The sequence below is a fragment of the Natronorubrum thiooxidans genome, assembly GCF_900156475.1.
GTDB classification, from domain to species: Archaea; Halobacteriota; Halobacteria; order Halobacteriales; family Natrialbaceae; genus Natronorubrum; species Natronorubrum thiooxidans.
The window spans coordinates 56,124-71,963 of the sequence record NZ_FTNR01000014.1; the positions used below are offsets into that span (position 1 = coordinate 56,124).

The following is a 15,840-nucleotide window of genomic DNA, read 5'->3' on the forward strand; positions in this document are numbered from 1 at the left end:
GTTATTCGTCCTCGCCGTTTCCGTCGGTCGCGAGTTCGACTTCGTCGTCGTCGGCGTTCGCCGCGATCGCCTCGTTTGCGAGACGGCGCTGGAAGCCGTGGTATTTCGCGACGCCGGTGGCGTCTTCCTGGGTGATCTTGCCGACCGTTTCGGTGTCGAAGGAGGCGTGTTCAGCCGAGTAGGCCGCGAATTTGCTGTCACGGGCGACAGCGCGAGCCTGGCCGCCTTCGAAGCGGATCGTGACGGTGCCGGTGACGCGCTGTTGGGTCTCGTCGATGAAGCCCTCGAGTGCGCCGACGAGCGGCGCGTCGACCAGGCCCTCGTAGCCCTTCTTGGACCACTTCTGGTCGATCAGCTGCTTGAACTCGCGTTCCTCCTGTGTGAGGACGAGTCCCTCGAGCGCCTCGTGGGCGTTGAGCAGCGTCGTGGCGGCCGGGTGTTCGTAGTTCTCACGCACCTTCAGACCGAGCATGCGGTCTTCCATCGAGTCGGTGCGACCGACGCCGTAGGCGCCGGCGACTTCGTTCAGGTGCTCGATGAGCTCGACTGGCTCGTACTCGACGCCGTCGACGGCGACGGGACGACCCTGCTCGAACTCGATGTCGATCTCCTGGGTCTCGCCGGTTGGGGCCTGCGTCCAGGCGTAGATGTCCTCCGGTGGGACATAGCTGGGGTCCTCCAGATCGTCGCCCTCGACGGAGCGACTCCAGAGGTTGGTGTCGATCGACCAGTCGCCGCCGCTGCCACCCTCGACGGGGAGGTCTTTTTCGGCGGCGTACTCCTGTTCCCACTCGCGGGTGAGCCCGAGTTCGCGCACGGGGGCGATGACCTCGAGGTCGGAGTTACGCCAGACAGCTTCGAAACGCAGCTGGTCGTTGCCCTTGCCAGTACAGCCGTGGGCGATGCCGGTACAGCCCTGTTCCTCTGCGACCTCGAGAATCGCCTCGGCGATCACTGGGCGGGCGAGTGCCGTCCCGAGCGGGTAGCCCTGATAGGTCGCGTTCGCGCGAACGCCCTCAAGGCAGAGGTCAGCGAACTCTTCTTTCGCGTCGACGACGTAGTGCTCGAGGCCGAGTGCCTCGGCGGTCTCTTCGGCTTCGTCGAACTCGGAAGCCGGCTGGCCGACGTCGACCGTGACGCCGATAACGTCGTCGTATCCGTACTCTTCCTCGAGCAGCGGAACACAGACAGTCGTGTCAAGCCCACCCGAGAACGCAAGTGCGACGCGTGTCATATGGTACTCGAGTGAAACAGCAGGAGGGACTTAAGGACATTGGTTTACGTCGCGTAAATTAAGAATAGAGCGGCTGCTAACTGGAAATTTGGCGTTTCTGGGATCGTGGAACAATCCGGGAACGTGGGGAGTGATGTAGGTCGGGCTCAAAGGCCCGCCGTCGCCGTCGCCGCCGCCGCAGAGAAACGGTCCCGTCGGTACCAGGAACACCGAGCGTGGTTCCGACGGTGAGACTCATTAGTGGGGCTATAACAGTCCTCGGTATTAAATCCTGCTAACTAGCGGACAACACGTCGATCGTGACGGCTACGTCTCCGCGTCGTCCTCCTCCGGAAGCGCTAACACGTTCTCCCGGCCGATTCTGAAGACCTCGATCTCGTCGTCGTCCCGCAGGGTGCTGACGACCTGACTCGTCTTGGCCTCGGTCCACCCCAGTTCCGAGACGACTGCCTGCTGTTTGATCCGGCCGCCACGCTCCTCGAGCAGCCCCAGGACGCGTTCTTCGTTACTGAGCAGTTCGGGTGACGGCTCGTTCGAGCCGTCGGTCGCACTCGAACCATCGGCCACCGGCGAGGTCGCGCCGTTCGTACTGACCGCCGCGCCGTCTCGATTTCGTTTGAGCAACCAGCCAGCAGCCCCGACGGTTGCCAGCAGGGCAAGCGCGGCCAGCACGGTGAGCCACGGCATCGACGGCCCGTCCGCCGTTTCGTCCGGTTGCCCGCCCCCGTTTGTCTCTTCGATCATGACGACCAGCGGCGGGTCGGGTGAGAACTCGGAGCCATCGCTGTCCCAGTAGACGTAGTCTGCTCCGGCATCCTCCGGTGACGGGGCGGCCTCCTCGATCGTGTAGCCCTCGGGGGCGATCATCTGCAACGAGGTGTTCTGTGATAAGGTGTACCCCGCGAGCGCACCACCGGCCTCGATTCGATTCAGTTCGACGTACGCGAACTTCGACCACTCGAAGCTCACCTCGACGCGGCCGATGTCTCGAGGGGCGGAACTCGTTTCCGTCGCGACGGAGACGTTCGAGAGTTCCATGTCCCTGTCCGTCGCGTCCGCCCCCTCGAGGACGACCTCGTTCCAGCGGGCTTCCTGACTGGCGGCGTACGCCTCCGGGTTCGCCTCGACGTCGTCGCGAAGCGCTTCCCACTCCCCGTCGGAGTTGTTTTCGAACCGATAGTCGACGACGACCGCGGCCGACCCGTTCTCGGAGACGACGATATCGATATGGATATCGTCCGCCTCGGCGAGTCGGTCGCTCTCATCGGTGGACTCCTGTAGCAGTGCCCCCTGCATCTCGGCGCCGCCGACGACCCCAACCGAAAGGACCGCCAGCAACCCGAGGACACACCCGATACCCACGAGCACCCAGAGCAGGGCCGAACGCCCCTTCCCATCCATTACACTAATTGCCGTATCCGTCCAAATAGGCTTTGCGACGTCGTAACGGTGCGTTTTTCAGACAGTCACGCCTACACGAAGGTATGTTCGACATACGCGGCGAACTCGAGGTCGACACCCTCCTGAAAATCGTCCTCGGACTGGTCGCTGTCTTGCTCGTCTTGCAGATCCTCCAGACACTGGTCAGTGGGATCGCCAGCCTGCTCGGTCCGTTCTTCCTACTCGTCCAGATTGCGATCGCCGTCCTGATCGTCCTCTGGCTGGTCGACCGAATCTGAACCGCTCGAGCGTCGTCGGATCACCACACTCATACTCGAACCGCTCCTATGACGGGGTACGTGTACAGCGTCAACGTCCCGGTTCCCGGTCGCGTCCGCACGCTCGCGAACGAACTCTATCCCGAGCTCGTCGGCTTCGAGCACGTCCGCGAGGACCACTCGTGTCTGCTCAAACGCCTCGGCGAGGCCGACCACGTCGCCCAGCTCCAACACCGCGCCCACCGCGCGCTCGAGGGTGCACCCGCCGTCGAAGCCCGAATTACGGAAATCGACTACTTCGAAGCCCCACCGCTTGGGTCGGCTCCCGTCGTCTATCTCGCCGTCGAGAGCCCCGGCCTCGAGTCGATCCACGCCGACCTCACGGAGGCGTTCGAGACCGTCGAGGGGCTCGAGGGCGCCGACTACGTCCCCCACGTCACGCTGGCCCGCGGCGGAGACGTAGCGACCGCGAAACGGCTGGCCGATCGCGAGATCGAGCCGATCCAGTGGACGGTCAGCGGCCTCGAGTTCTGGGATGGAACGTACAAGCTGCCGGTGAGTCGCGTCTCGCTGCCCGCCTGACAGCGATTGGCTGCTCCGTGTCCAGCGTGACAGCGTTACGGGGCCGGCGGCTCGCCGCCGTAGGCGTCGTGATCGCCGTAGAAGTTTCTCATTGCGAACTTCAGCTTCTCGGGATCGAGATCGATCAGTTCCTCGCGTTCCTCGTGTGGGAACGTACTGTTGACGCTGTATCTGCCGAGGTCGGCTTTGGCCGACCGTGAGTAGCGCTGATCGAGCAGCGCGCGGACGCCGACGTCCTCGGGCGAGCGGATCACCCGACCGAGCGCCTGTCTCGTTTTGCGGACCGTCGGAATCTCGACGGCGTAGCGCCAGCCCGTTTCGGTCCCCTCGAACGCCGCGTCGTAGGCCGCCTGGACCGCCTCGGCTCGATCGTCTAAATGCGGGTACGGAACGCCGACCACCAGCACCGTCGTCGCATCGTCGCCGTCGAAGCTCACCCCCTCCGCGAGGGTTCCCCACAGGGAAGTACACAACACCGCCCCATCGTCCGCGACGAACCGCTGGCGCAACTCCTCGACTGACTCGCCCGGCTCGTCCAGATACACCGTCTTCGCAGACTGGGCCTCGAGGCGGTCGGCGTAGCGCTCGGCCTCGCCGTAGTTGGGGAAAAAGGCGAGCGTGTTGCCGGGCGTCATCCGCACGGCGTCGTGGATCGTCTCCGTAACCGACTCCTGTACGTCGGGATCGTTTCGATCCGAGGAAAACAGCGGCGGCGTCTCGACGGCGTACGTCCGTCGCCTGTCCTCGGGGAACTGCAGTCCGTAGGCCATCGTGACCGGCTCCTCGAGCCCCAGTACGCTCTCGGTGACGTCGAACGGCTGGAGGGTCGCACTCATCAGGACGGTGCTATAGACGTCGTCGAACAGCCGTCCGGTGACCTGTCGCGGTAGACAGGAGTACAGCTCCGCGCGGCCGTAGACCTCGTCGGTACCGGCATCGCGGGTGACGGCGACGACCGGATACAGCCCCTCCGTCGTCCCTTCCTCGAGCCACGCGTTGACGAACGCCGCGGCCTGCAGGGTCTGACACTCCGTCCGGGTTGCCGTCTCGCCGTCGCGGTAGGCCTCTTCGTACTGCTCGTCTAACTCCTGGCCGAGTTCCATCGCGGCCTCTAAGTCGTCGTCGATCCCCTGTCCGGAGTAGCGCTGGAGGAACTCGAGGGTCAGCTCGTCGCGTCGGTCCTCGTTGGCGATCGAGATATCAGTCCAGTTCTCGCCGACCGCCTCACGGTCACCGAAGCCAAACGACTCCTCGTAGGTCTCGACGAGCGCGCGGTGAAACGCCGAGAGGGCGTTGGCAGCGTCCGTCGAGCGCGGGTCATCGGTGTCCGCGAGTTCGTCCAGTGCCGAATCGAACGTCCGTTCAGAACAGGTCCGGGTCGCGTGCTCTCGAGCGGCGTCCTCGACGTTGTGGGCCTCGTCGAAGACGGCGATGACGTCCTCGGGGTCGCGACCGAGCCAGCGGAAAAACTGCTGTCGGATGGTCGAATCGAGCAGATGGTGGTAGTTACAGACAACGAGGTCGACGCCCTCGAGTCCCTCTTTTAAGAGTTCGTAGCCACACAGCTGCTGGTTTTCGGCGTACTCGTAGATCTCGTCGGGCGTGCGGACGTCCTCGAACAGCCAGCTAAAGAAGTCGTCCGTGTCGTCGGTCAGGTTGTTCCGATAGTACTCACAGATGTTCTGGTCTGCTAAATCCTCGAGTCGGTCCTCGATCGACTCGAGTTCGTCCATGACGGCGCTGCGGGCATCTGCCGCGCCGCCGTCGCCCTCTTGGCTCTCCGCGAGGAGTTCGCGCTGGCGGCGCTCGAGTTGGCGTTTGTCGCGTTCGGTATCGACGACCGCGCGGGTGTTGTCCCGCAGGGCCTGACACTCCTCATAGCCGACGTCGATGTGACACATCGAGGACTTGCCTTTGAACACGACCGCTCGAATCCGCTCTTCGCGGGTGATCGCGCGGGCCTCGGCGACGAACTGGCGCATCTGCTGGTGGACGTTGGTCGTGATGACGACCGTCTTGTCCTGCTCGCGGGCGACCTCGAGGGCAGGGACCAGCGACGAGAGCGTCTTGCCGGTCCCACAGGCCCCCTCGAAGAGGACGTTCTGCCCGCGAGTCAACGCGTTGTGGATGCGATCCATCGCCTCGCGCTGATTCTCGTACGGCTGGTCGTACGGGAAAAAGCGCATGTACCCGGCAGTCTCGGACACGGTACGTGATTGGTCCTTCATTCGATAAAAGGGTTCGTCTCGATCAAACCGGCGACTGTCGCTGCCGCTGTGCCCACCAGGGGCTGTCGTTGACACGGGCCGGCGAACGCGCGGTACAGCGACATCCGTCTCGAGTCCCTGCGCTCGAGTATGGCCATCCCCGGATACGACTCCAGCAACGTCGCGGAGTTCACACTCGAACACGCCGGCGCTCGCGTCGCCGTCGTCGCGGGCGTCGTTCCCGACGCGTTCGGACTCGAGAAAAGCGGACACGAACCACCCGTAGACGCCCTCTCGAGCCCCGTCTACCTCGTCGCGCTCGACGGGCTGAAGGCGGTCGAAGCGATGCGAATCGCGCTCGTGTACGATCCCTCGAGGCTCCCTCCCGGCGCGAGTCCGACCGACGTCGCGGTCGCCGTCGCCCGCGAGGACGGCTGGGATCCGCTCGAGTCGACCGTCGATCTGGAGGCGACGACGGTGACGACAGTGCTGAACGATCGGCCGCCGGGCTCGACGGTTGTCGCAGGCTACGACGACAGCAACGGCGACGCGTACTGATTCGATCTGCTGTACCGATCACCAGAAGCGGGGTCGGTGATCGGCGGTCAGTGATTACAGCGTCTGTATGACTAGCTCGTGCATGATCGAGCGCGAGGATGGCGATGGCGAAAGGATCGTCACCCCTCGACCTGTAGCCGACGGTATGATCGCGATTTTCTCGGATACGCACAGCAGCCGTGGACACGACCTCGAGGGCGAGGCGCTGACGGCGGCCCGCGAGGCCGACGTCGTGATTCACGCGGGCGACTTTACGAGTCCGAGCGCGCTCGAAGCATTTCAAGACGAGTGCGAGGTGCTTCATGCCGTCCACGGAAACGCCGACAGCGCAGCCGTCCGGGATCGACTCCCGACGGCTCGCGTCGTCGAAGCGGGCGGCGTCCGGTTTGCAGTGACCCACCGGCGGGACGGCGGCGAGATGGGCCTCGTCATGTTCGGTCGCTCGAAACAGGCCGACGTCGTCGTCTCGGGCCACAGCCACCGACCGACGGTTATCGAGACCGAGGACTGTCTCCTGTTGAACCCCGGCAGCCACGCCGATCCGCGCGGGAATCGACCAGGATTCGCTGTCCTCGAGGCCGCCGACGCGAGAGACGAGGGCGACGAGCCAACCGGGGACGAGACGCGACTCGTCGGCGAGATTCGCCAGCCGGATGGAACGCTTGTGGATTCGTTCGAGGTCACTGGAACGGCGACAGCCGAAAGGGAGGAGTAAATCGCCTCGGGGTCAAGTGGTTCGAGACGCGGAGCGTCTCGTCATCAAGCGAGACCAGAGGTCTCGCGGACATCGCGGAGCTTCGCTCCGCTCAGTCACGGAAATCGAAAATTTCCGTACGACCCCGAGGCTTTCGCGTGGACTCCCGTTCTATGCCTCAACCGAGGCAGGGGGTACGTATTCCCCACTCACGTTCAGCGTCCCGCGATTCAAGCGCACATCTACGGGTGCGCCTCCATCGTCTGCGTTTTGCCGACGACGGAGATACTGCAAACCGATGTTCTTGGAAGCGTTGTAGTCGGCGTGGTTCTCATACCCGCACTGCTGACACTCGAACGACTCCCCGTCACGGTTATCGTCGTGGGTAAACCCACACGTCGAACAACGCTTTGACGTATTGCGCGGGTCAACCTGTACGGCTTCGACACCGTGTTCTTCGGCCTTGTATTCAACGTACTCGTGGAGGCGTCGGAACGCCCAGACGTGTTGCCACGTCGCCTCGGGAATGTTCTCCCGAATGTAGGTCAAATCCTCGAACACGATGTGCGAACAGTCGTTCTCGACGGCCTCCTCGATAAGTTCGTTCGCCACCGTGTGCAGGTATATCTCGAACCGTCCATACTCTTTCTGTCCGACGCTTTCAATGTTTTCGTGGGCGTGACGAGACCCACACTGCTGGAGCGACCCACGACGCTTCTCGTACTCTCGACGCCAGTGGTTGAACTCGTCTGCCGACCAGAATCGGCCCGTCGAAGCAACGGCGAGATTGTTGACGCCCAAATCCACACCAAGGACTGTTCTGTGCTTGGATTCGGATTCAGACGGTTCTTCGTCTGCTTCGACTTTCCGCATTGAGGCGTGGAGATACCAGTCACCGTCGCGGTACTGCAAGTTCGCCATCCGAAACTCGAAGTCTTCGTCGGAGACGTATTTGGTCGGCGGTGTCTCCGAGTCGTCGGGAAGGATGTAGTCGCACTCAACACGCCCATCCACGGTCGAAAGGGAAACGTGGTCTCGGTGGAACGTCGCGCTCCGCTTGTCGTACACCGCGCTATCGGCAGAAAAGTACGGTTGTGACGTGTTCTCGCCACGTTCGAGGCGCGAGACTCCACTTTTAACGGCTTCGACCGCCCTACGAATCCCTTTCTGGACAAGATTCGCGGTCAAGTCGGTTTCGTCGCGGAGTCGGTCGTAGAGGGCGCGTTCGGCTTTCGCTTTCGAGGTGACGTGGTATCCGTCGTCGCCGTGCCAGCACCATTCGCTCGCGGTGTTGGCGCAGTGTTTGAACTGCTCGACCGTCTCTCGAAGCGACTCGTCGGCTCCTTCGGGAGTGTCGAGTTTGATGACGGCGGTACGACGGTATTCCACTGTGCTTTCACATGTACAAGAGGTATTACTTATCTGTTTGGGAGTTGGCCTGCCATCGTAGCGTGGTTTGTGTCATCTGGTGTCGGCTTCCTCCCCGACCTCAAGGGTCGGGGCATCCGCCTCGTACCGCCTGTGAACAGCCGGAAGACGGAGCCTCAGCGGGGCGACAGCGAGGCGTCGGAAGGCGTCAGCGGGGGACACGTCCGGCGAGCCGGTTGCCCGCGGCGTGAACGATAGTAACCATTGAAAATCAATGCACACCTAATCGCAGGACAGCGTTGCGATCAGTGTGTAAATCGTTTCAGTGGCTACTATATCACCCGGGGACAGCCGGGAGTACGTGGGTGATCCGTGTGGTTGCCCGTCTCGACCGCGACAGCAGCGAGCCGCGATCAAGACGTAGTTGCGACGATGCGAGCCGGATGGATATACACGGCGGAAGGTGAAACGTCGGTTTCAGCCAGTCCTCCGGTCGAGACGGCTGTCGGACAGGCGGCCGACCGTCTCAGGCCCAATTTGTCGGCACACAATCAGTTCCGTGCGGTCGAAACGGTTTTGCGCGCTGACACAGTATCGATCCCATATGCTGGATTTCATCCCTAACGATCCTGTCATCATCGCGGTCGTGGTGATCCTCCTGTCGCTGGTCTTTTTTTCGTATCTGCTGCTCCGACGAACGATCCTCGAGTTCCGCGATGGCATGCGCTAACGGCCGCCAGGCCGTGCTGAGACACGGTGACCGGTCGACGGGGCGATGAGTCGGGACGATTCGACCGACTCGAGCGCACGCGTCTGGGGTGAGCGCGTCGTTTCGACGCTCCGTCTCGTCGCAGTCTCACTGCTCGTCGTCGGCTTCAGTGGCTGGCTGATAGACGACGGCGGCGAGGTCGCACTCGAGTCACCGTTTACGCTCGCGTTCGGTGTCGGTGTCGGCTGTGCAGTCGTCTCGATCTATCTCGGGGTCTTTCTGGTGAACCGGGATTGATCGCCGACCGGTCGGTCAGCTGGAGTGTTCGATTCGAAAACGGTATGCCGGCGCTCGGGATACGTGTGACACATGGACCCACGTATCCGCGAACACGCCGAGATCATCGCGAACCACTCGGTCGACCTCCAGGAAGGAGACACCGTCATCATCGACGCCCACCCCGTCGCCGAGGATCTGGTCGTTGCCCTCCACGAAGTGATCGGCGAGATCGGCGCGAACCCCCTGACGACGAACCAGCGAACGGGCGCACGCCAGCGCCGCGCGTACCTCCGTGCCGGCGACGACGAGTACGAGACGCCCGCCCACGAACTCGCACTCATCGAGGAGACGGACGTCTACATCGCGATTCGGGCGGGCGACAACGTCACCCAGACCAGCGACGTCGACCCGGAAACCAGTGCAGCCTACCAGCAAGCCCGTCAGCCGATTCTCGAGGAACGGCTCTCGACGCGCTGGTGTCTCACGCAGTTCCCCGCGCCAGCGAACGCCCAACTGGCCGAGATGTCGACGGCAGGCTACGAGGAGTTCGTCTGGGATGCCGTCAACAAAGACTGGGACGACCAGCGCGCCCATCAGGCGAACATGGTCGAGCTCATGGACCCGGCCTCCGAAATCCGAATCAAAAGCGGCGAGACGACCGACGTGACGATGTCGATCGACGGGAACCCGACACGCAACGACTACGGCGAGCACAACCTCCCCGGCGGCGAGGTCTTCACCGCGCCCGTCCCCGACAGCGTCGAGGGCGAGGTGCTGTTCGACATGCCGCTGTACCATCAGGGTCGGGAGATCACGGACGTCTACCTCGAGTTCGAAGGCGGCGAGGTCGTTTCCCACTCGGCGGCGAAAAACGAGGAGACGTTGACGGAAGTTCTGAATACGGACGACGGCGCGCGCCGACTCGGCGAACTCGGGATCGGGATGAACCGCGATATCGACCAGTTCACGTACAACATGCTGTTCGACGAGAAGATGGGCGACACCGTCCACATGGCCGTCGGCCGCGCCTACGACGACACCGTCGGCGAAGGCAACGAGGCGAACGCGTCCGCGGTCCACGTCGACATGATCGTCGACATGAGCGAGGATTCGCTGATCGAGATCGACGGCGAGGTCGTCCAGCGGGACGGCACGTTCGTCTTCGAGGACGGTTTTGAGCAGTAGGATCGCGACGGACTCGAGACCCGGTCCAACGACCGCAAACCGCCCGACGGATCGTCATCGTCTGGGTTTATCAGTCCGGACTCAGTAGCTATCATATGGCAGTCCTCGTAGCGTACGATGGGTCCGCGCCCGCACGCAAGGCAGTGGAACACGCCTTTGAGACGTTCCCCGACGAGGAGATCATCCTGCTGCGCGTCGTCGAAGCAGCGGAGGGCTCGACGGGAGCGGGGATCGAACTCCTGAAAGACATGTTCCGAGACCGTGAAGCGGAGATCTCCAAAGGGTTCGGCGACGAAGTCTCGGACATCGTCAGCACCGATGACGTCGATTTCCGCACGGAGACGGCTGTCGGCCAGCCCGCTCGAGCGGTCGTCGCGTTCGCGGAGGAGAACGATGAGGTCGAACACGTCATCATCGGCAGCCACGGACGGGACGGCGTCTCGCGCGTGTTACTCGGCAGCGTCGCCGAAACAATCGTCCGCCGGTCCCCCGTTCCGGTGACCGTCATCCGATAGCTGCGCTTACTGCGAGTTCGTCATCCCGCCGTCGACGACGAGCGATTCGCCGGTCACGTAATCGGAGAGGTCGCTCGCGAGATACAGCGCCGCGTCAGCGACGTCCTCGGGTTGACCCGCCCGTCGCGACGGGATCGCCTGCAAGAAGTCCTCCTCAGCGTCGGTACCCATGATCGGGTAATCGTCGGTCGTCATCGTCGTCTCGATCAGGCCCGGATGGATCGCGTTTACTCGAACTCCGTCGGGACCTAACTTCGCCGCCATCGCGTACGTGAACAGCCGCACAGCACCCTTCGTTCCGCAGTACGTGATGAACTCGCCCGAGCCCTCGAGGCCGGCGACCGACGAGAGATTGATGATCCGGCCGCCGTCGGCCTCGACCATCCGCTTTGCCGCTGCTTGCGCGCCGAAGAAGACGCCTTTGACGTTGATGTCCATCATCCGGCCAAAGTCGTCCTCGTCGACCTCGAGAAACTCCTCGCCGTGGAAGATCCCCGCGTTGTTGACCATTACGGTGACGCCACCGAACTCCTCGGCGGCCTCGACGGCTGACTCGAGGTCGTCGACGTTCGTGACGTCACACTCGACGAACGTCGCGTTCGCGTCCGTCTCGTTCTCGATCAGTTCATGAGTCGGCTCGCCGCCCTCTCGAGGCGACTCCTGAATATCCGCGACGACGATGTCTGCACCCTCCGCGGCGAACCGACGGGCGATCGCGCGCCCGTTGCCGCTCGAACCACCCGTCACGACTGCTACATCATCCGTGAGCATTGGAGACATTGCACATAATTGTTCGTCATGAACACAGATAACGGTATTCACACCTCACACGCCGTGAAAATAGATTCTATACCGGATTCGCGGCGTCTCGAGTGCGTCAACTCCGACGTGTTATCCGTCGATCACGCGAACGGCACCGATCTGGCCCGCCTGCTGGTACTCACAGAGGTAGTTCTCCATCGTGGTGGTGGCTTGGAACTCGAGCGTTTCGACCTTGCCAATGGTTTCGTTGCCGTCGGTCGAGTACTCCTCGACGACGTCTTGATCGGCGTCCCAGAACGCGATATTGTGGTGTACGCCGTCCATGTTCTCCCACGTAATCTCGTACTCTCGACCCGCAACGAGCACGAGTGTCGGGTTCTCGACGCGGTCGATCGCGGGCGGTTCGACGCCGACCCAGCCACCGACGTAGCCGTCGAAGACGATTTCGTCGACGTCTTGCCACGCCGCTGGGTCCGTGTCCCCCTCGAGCGATTCCGCCGCATCGACGACGGGTTCGGGTTCGGTGGGTTCGTCGTCGCCGCCCAGACAGCCGGCGACGGACACGGCTGCAAGCGTTCCAGCTACGCCTGACAGGAATGTCCGTCTGTCCGCGCTGTTCGGAGTCATCATCAAATGTACACCGTTGGACAATATAAGTGCCATCCCAACAGCGGCTCGAGCGTCGCTTTTAGTGACTATCAGCGGAGCTAACTGAACGGTTTAGTTCTCGAGGAGAGTTGCGACCATCCCCGAGACGGTCTCGAGTTCGTCCTCGTTGACGCCGTGGCCCATCCCCTCGTAGAGTCGTTTCGTCACGTCGGCGTGCATCGACTCGAGGGCGTCGGCCGTCTCGTGGACGCGTGCTTCAGGGATGTGTGGGTCGATGTCACTACAGCCGAGGAACACGGGGGTCCCCTCGAGATCGCCGGGGTAGTCGTCGTCGAGGGCCTCGCCGATGAGGCCGCCGCTCAAGGCGGCGAGCCCGCCGTAGCGTCGTGGATTGCGGGCGACGAACTCGCTGGCGAGACACGCGCCCTGCGAGAACCCGATCAGCATGACGCGGTCGGTCGGGATGCCGGCGTCGCTGGCCTCGTCGATCGCGTCCGCGATCGCCTGCAGTCCCGACGTTCGGCCAGGCTCGTTCGCCTCGACGGGTGCGAGAAACGAGTTCGGATACCACGTCTTACCGGCCGCCTGCGGGGCGAGCACGGCGACGCCGTCGTGGTGGACCTCGGTTGCGAGGTCGAGCATTCCCTGTGCGGTCGCTCCGCGCCCGTGAGTGAGCACGAGCGCAGCGGACGCCTCCTCGAGGGGTGTGCCGCCGGTGACGAGTGGCTGGCCCTGGTGTGGGCCCTCCACATCGTCACCCGCGCTCATTCGACACCACCGACGCCCGCACTCGCCTCGGGCAGGTCGTGCTTGACGATCTCGAGGCCGAGCGCGTCGATCGCACCACGGAGGTGTTCGTCCTTGGCGTACTCGGCCCCGTCGGCCTCGCGAAGTTCCTGGGCCTTTGCTAGGATCTCACCGCGCCGGTCGTTCGGAATCTCGTACTTGTCCGCCGAGAGTTCGATGACCAGGCCGTTGTTGTCTGTGGTGTAGATCGAGTGGAAAATCCCCCGATCGAAGACGTTGTACTGGTGGCCCGCGTCCTCGAGGGCCTGCATCGTCTCCTCGTACTCGTCGGGGTCGACGCTGAAACAGAGGTGGTGGACGGCACCGACGCCACCACGCTGGCCGCGCTGGTTCGAGGGTCGGTCGTCGCTGACGAAGAAGGTGAGGATGCGGCCGTCGCCCGTGTCGAAGAACAGGTGTGTCTGGGAGGGGTCGTCGAGGTTGGGCTGGCGAAGGACAAGGGGCATACCGAGGAGGTCCCGATAAAACTCGATCGTATCGGCCTCGTTGCTTCCCCAGATGGTGATATGATCGGTCCCCGTCATGTGGACGGGGCTGTCGGGCAGTTCGGGCGTGACTGGGTTCGGTGTATCGTTGGACATAGTTGCTTACTCCGCGACGAGGTCGCCGAAGACGCGCTCGGCGTCTGCGGGGACGTCGAAGTCGTGGTAGTACTCTCCCTTGACGGTCGAGAGGATGTTGAGCGCTGCGGCCGCACCGTCGCCGACGGCGATGGCTGCCTGCCACTCTTCCGGCCGGACCATCGCGCCCGTCGCGTAGACGCCGTCGATGCTTGTCTCCATGTTGACGCCGACATCGACGATCTCCTCGTCGGTGAACGCACAGCCCAGTTCGTCGGCCAGGTCGCGGTTGGCTCCCGTGGCGAGAACCACGTAGTCGGCCGCGTACTCGCCGTCGTCGGTCTCGACGGTGAAGCCGTCGGCAGCCTCGCTGACGGCGGTTACGGGTTCGCCCTGATGGCGGTCGACACCGAAGTCGTCGACCTGCTGGCGCGCCGTCGCCATGAACTCACTGCCGCCGACCGAGCCAATGCCGAGATAGTTGAACAGGTGGGCCTTGTGCATCCACGTTCCGTCGGTGTCGAAGACGGTCGTCTCGAGGCCGTTTTTCGCCGTAAACAGTGCTGCGCTAAGACCGGCAGGACCGCCGCCAACGACGATTACAGATGGCGTTTGCGTCGCGTCAGCGTCAGATTCGTCCGGGGAACCAGTGTCGCTCATTGTAGTTACACAATGTTACTGCAAAGGTATGAACCCAGCAGAGACGCCGGAACAACCACGTGACATGAGTGTTACTACTGTCGCCGAGTGGGTAGCAAGCCGTCACCCAGCCGTCTACCGGTCGTTCCGTCGCATTCGACGCTCTCCGTAACAGCTGCTTACGACCGCTGTAGTCGGTTGTTACCGTCCGACACGCTACTTGCGCACGAAAGCTCAACGGGTACACGTAGAACCGACCTCCTTCGAGACACAGAAACGATCAGTCGAACGGCGAGACTACGTTTGGTGACGCCGTCGATGGTTGGCCCAGTGACAGCACACTCGAGGGCCACACTACCCACAGCCCCCCGGAGACATCCATGAAAACTAGCCTTGAAGTAGAGTACTGGGTCATCGACGACGCAGGTGACCTGGTCGCTCCCGGACCACTGCTCGACACCTCGGCGCAGATTGATCCCGAGTTCGTCGAGCCGATGCTCGAGATCAAAACGACGCCATGTTCGTCGATGGTCGAACTCCGCGAGGAGTTCGTCGACCGCATCGGAAACGCCGTCGACGCAGCGCGCGACCAGAACAAACGGCTCGTCCCGCTGGCGACGCCCCTCCACGCGAGTCCCGCGGAGATTCCCTATCGTGAGAAAACGAGTACGGATCTCCAGCGCCAGATCATCGGCCGATCGTTCGACGACGCTCGTGTCTGTGCCGGCACGCACATCCACTTCGAGCAATCCAACGTCGTCGACCAGTTGAACACGCTGACCGCACTCGACCCTGCGTTCGCACTCGTCACCAGTTCGTCACACTACCGCGGCGAACGCATCCTCGAGTGCGCCCGGCCGTTCCTCTACCGACGCTCGTGTTACGAGCACTGTCCCGAGCAGGGTCAGCTCTGGCCCTACGTCGACAGTGTGGCCGAGTGGGAGAGACGGCTCGAGGACGCCTACGAAGGCTTTCGCGAGCGCGCGATCACGCGTGGTGTCGATCCAGCGGCGTTCGACGACGCGTTCGACCCCTACGACGCGGTCTGGACCCCGGTCCGGCTGCGAAAAGCGATGCCAACCGTCGAATGGCGCTCGCCCGACGCCGCCCTCCCGAGTCAGATCCTCCAGCTTACCGAAGCAGTCCGCTCGATCGTCACCCACGCCGACGCCCGCGGTACCGTCGTCGGTGACGCCGATTCGTACGCTGGCGAGGTCACACTCCCCGAGTTCGACACTGTCGAATCAGTTACCGACGCCGCGATTTATGATGGACTCGAGAGCCCGGCTGTGACGACCTACCTCGACGAGCTTGGGTTTACGCCGTCGGCGTACGACCCGCTGGCAACTCGACTCCCCGATTCGCACCTGTCGAAACGGCAGGCAAAGCAGTTGCGGTTGGAGGCGTCAAAGCGGCTCGAGGCCGATCTCAAGCGGCACCGTGTTCGAGCCTGAAGACGCCGCCGTCTCGAGAC

18 protein-coding genes are annotated in these 15,840 nt (G+C 63.1%); 9 read left to right on the top strand and 9 right to left on the bottom strand.

The genetic code is table 11. From position 1 onward, the window contains the following. Window position 1: 1 nt before the first annotated feature. Window positions 2-1,234, bottom strand: a complete 1,233-nt coding sequence (locus tag BW940_RS16635; RefSeq protein ID WP_076610338.1) for an argininosuccinate synthase — start codon at window positions 1,232-1,234, stop codon at window positions 2-4. Window positions 1,235-1,540: 306 nt separating this feature from the next. Beyond that, window positions 1,541-2,635 carry a helix-turn-helix transcriptional regulator gene (locus BW940_RS16640; protein WP_076610339.1) on the bottom strand — a complete coding sequence of 365 codons (1,095 nt, stop codon included), beginning with the start codon at window positions 2,633-2,635 and terminating at the stop codon, window positions 1,541-1,543. 83 nt (window positions 2,636-2,718) lie between these two features. On the opposite strand from BW940_RS16640, the gene BW940_RS16645 reads away from it, so the two are divergent. Next, on the top strand, window positions 2,719-2,913 hold the full coding sequence (locus BW940_RS16645) for a DUF7554 family protein (RefSeq protein WP_076610340.1): 195 nt from the start codon (window positions 2,719-2,721) through the stop codon (window positions 2,911-2,913). Window positions 2,914-2,973: 60 nt separating this feature from the next. Beyond that, a complete protein-coding gene (locus BW940_RS16650; protein WP_076610397.1) occupies window positions 2,974-3,474 on the top strand; it encodes a 2'-5' RNA ligase family protein in 501 nt (166 codons plus the stop codon). 35 nt (window positions 3,475-3,509) lie between these two features. On the opposite strand, the gene BW940_RS16655 is transcribed toward BW940_RS16650, so the two are convergent. Continuing rightward, entirely contained in the window at window positions 3,510-5,660 is a 2,151-nt protein-coding gene (locus tag BW940_RS16655) for an ATP-dependent DNA helicase (RefSeq protein ID WP_076610398.1), read from the bottom strand. Window positions 5,661-5,831: 171 nt separating this feature from the next. Between BW940_RS16655 and BW940_RS16660 the strand changes: the two genes are divergently transcribed. Then, window positions 5,832-6,239, top strand: coding sequence for a hypothetical protein (locus tag BW940_RS16660; RefSeq protein WP_076610341.1), 408 nt, complete (start codon window positions 5,832-5,834; stop codon window positions 6,237-6,239). Window positions 6,240-6,384: 145 nt separating this feature from the next. After that, on the top strand, window positions 6,385-6,954 hold the full coding sequence (locus tag BW940_RS16665) for a metallophosphoesterase (protein WP_076610399.1): 570 nt from the start codon (window positions 6,385-6,387) through the stop codon (window positions 6,952-6,954). Between the two features lie 150 nt (window positions 6,955-7,104). On the opposite strand, the gene BW940_RS16670 is transcribed toward BW940_RS16665, so the two are convergent. Continuing rightward, entirely contained in the window at window positions 7,105-8,322 is a 1,218-nt protein-coding gene (locus BW940_RS16670; RefSeq protein WP_076610342.1) for an RNA-guided endonuclease InsQ/TnpB family protein, read from the bottom strand. A gap of 583 nt (window positions 8,323-8,905) precedes the next feature. Between BW940_RS16670 and BW940_RS22405 the strand changes: the two genes are divergently transcribed. From BW940_RS22405 to BW940_RS16685, 4 genes are all read left to right on the top strand, one after another. Beyond that, a complete protein-coding gene (locus BW940_RS22405; RefSeq protein WP_268875558.1) occupies window positions 8,906-9,031 on the top strand; it encodes a DUF7859 family protein in 126 nt (41 codons plus the stop codon). Between the two features lie 45 nt (window positions 9,032-9,076). Beyond that, window positions 9,077-9,307: a hypothetical protein gene (locus BW940_RS16675; protein ID WP_076610343.1), complete on the top strand. Its 231-nt coding sequence runs from the start codon at window positions 9,077-9,079 to the stop codon at window positions 9,305-9,307. A gap of 72 nt (window positions 9,308-9,379) precedes the next feature. Then, entirely contained in the window at window positions 9,380-10,474 is a 1,095-nt protein-coding gene (locus BW940_RS16680) for an aminopeptidase (RefSeq protein WP_076610344.1), read from the top strand. Between the two features lie 95 nt (window positions 10,475-10,569). Beyond that, on the top strand, window positions 10,570-10,989 hold the full coding sequence (locus tag BW940_RS16685; protein WP_076610345.1) for a universal stress protein: 420 nt from the start codon (window positions 10,570-10,572) through the stop codon (window positions 10,987-10,989). Window positions 10,990-10,995: 6 nt separating this feature from the next. Here BW940_RS16685 and BW940_RS16690 read toward each other — a convergent pair whose 3' ends face one another. From BW940_RS16690 to BW940_RS16710, 5 genes are all read right to left on the bottom strand, one after another. Beyond that, the gene (locus BW940_RS16690; RefSeq protein ID WP_076610346.1) at window positions 10,996-11,769 is read right to left on the bottom strand and encodes an SDR family oxidoreductase; all 774 of its coding nucleotides are present in this window, start codon (window positions 11,767-11,769) and stop codon (window positions 10,996-10,998) included. Window positions 11,770-11,880: 111 nt separating this feature from the next. Beyond that, the gene (locus BW940_RS16695) at window positions 11,881-12,378 is read right to left on the bottom strand and encodes a hypothetical protein (protein ID WP_076610400.1); all 498 of its coding nucleotides are present in this window, start codon (window positions 12,376-12,378) and stop codon (window positions 11,881-11,883) included. 93 nt (window positions 12,379-12,471) lie between these two features. Beyond that, complete coding sequence (locus BW940_RS16700) at window positions 12,472-13,128, bottom strand: alpha/beta hydrolase (RefSeq protein WP_076610347.1); 657 nt, start codon at window positions 13,126-13,128, stop codon at window positions 12,472-12,474. Continuing rightward, window positions 13,125-13,748 carry a VOC family protein gene (locus BW940_RS16705; protein WP_076610348.1) on the bottom strand — a complete coding sequence of 208 codons (624 nt, stop codon included), beginning with the start codon at window positions 13,746-13,748 and terminating at the stop codon, window positions 13,125-13,127. The genes BW940_RS16700 and BW940_RS16705 overlap by 4 nt, the downstream gene beginning before the upstream one ends. 6 nt (window positions 13,749-13,754) lie before the next feature. Then, a complete protein-coding gene (locus tag BW940_RS16710; protein ID WP_076610349.1) occupies window positions 13,755-14,387 on the bottom strand; it encodes an NAD(P)/FAD-dependent oxidoreductase in 633 nt (210 codons plus the stop codon). Between the two features lie 359 nt (window positions 14,388-14,746). Here BW940_RS16710 and BW940_RS16715 point away from each other — a divergent pair, with 359 nt between their 5' ends. Beyond that, on the top strand, window positions 14,747-15,820 hold the full coding sequence (locus BW940_RS16715; RefSeq protein WP_076610350.1) for a glutamate-cysteine ligase family protein: 1,074 nt from the start codon (window positions 14,747-14,749) through the stop codon (window positions 15,818-15,820). Window positions 15,821-15,840: the final 20 nt, after the last annotated feature.

Coding starts and splice junctions, on each gene's coding strand:
- BW940_RS16635 (WP_076610338.1), bottom strand. CDS start 1,234: ATGACACGCGTCGCACTTGCGTTCTCGGGTGGGCTTGACACGACTGTC.
- BW940_RS16640 (WP_076610339.1), bottom strand. CDS start 2,635: ATGGATGGGAAGGGGCGTTCGGCCCTGCTCTGGGTGCTCGTGGGTATC.
- BW940_RS16645 (WP_076610340.1), top strand. CDS start 2,719: ATGTTCGACATACGCGGCGAACTCGAGGTCGACACCCTCCTGAAAATC.
- BW940_RS16655 (WP_076610398.1), bottom strand. CDS start 5,660: ATGCGCTTTTTCCCGTACGACCAGCCGTACGAGAATCAGCGCGAGGCG.
- BW940_RS16660 (WP_076610341.1), top strand. CDS start 5,832: ATGGCCATCCCCGGATACGACTCCAGCAACGTCGCGGAGTTCACACTC.
- BW940_RS16665 (WP_076610399.1), top strand. CDS start 6,385: ATGATCGCGATTTTCTCGGATACGCACAGCAGCCGTGGACACGACCTC.
- BW940_RS22405 (WP_268875558.1), top strand. CDS start 8,906: ATGCTGGATTTCATCCCTAACGATCCTGTCATCATCGCGGTCGTGGTG.
- BW940_RS16675 (WP_076610343.1), top strand. CDS start 9,077: ATGAGTCGGGACGATTCGACCGACTCGAGCGCACGCGTCTGGGGTGAG.
- BW940_RS16680 (WP_076610344.1), top strand. CDS start 9,380: ATGGACCCACGTATCCGCGAACACGCCGAGATCATCGCGAACCACTCG.
- BW940_RS16685 (WP_076610345.1), top strand. CDS start 10,570: ATGGCAGTCCTCGTAGCGTACGATGGGTCCGCGCCCGCACGCAAGGCA.
- BW940_RS16690 (WP_076610346.1), bottom strand. CDS start 11,769: ATGTCTCCAATGCTCACGGATGATGTAGCAGTCGTGACGGGTGGTTCG.
- BW940_RS16695 (WP_076610400.1), bottom strand. CDS start 12,378: ATGACTCCGAACAGCGCGGACAGACGGACATTCCTGTCAGGCGTAGCT.
- BW940_RS16700 (WP_076610347.1), bottom strand. CDS start 13,128: ATGAGCGCGGGTGACGATGTGGAGGGCCCACACCAGGGCCAGCCACTC.
- BW940_RS16705 (WP_076610348.1), bottom strand. CDS start 13,748: ATGTCCAACGATACACCGAACCCAGTCACGCCCGAACTGCCCGACAGC.
- BW940_RS16710 (WP_076610349.1), bottom strand. CDS start 14,387: ATGAGCGACACTGGTTCCCCGGACGAATCTGACGCTGACGCGACGCAA.
- BW940_RS16715 (WP_076610350.1), top strand. CDS start 14,747: ATGAAAACTAGCCTTGAAGTAGAGTACTGGGTCATCGACGACGCAGGT.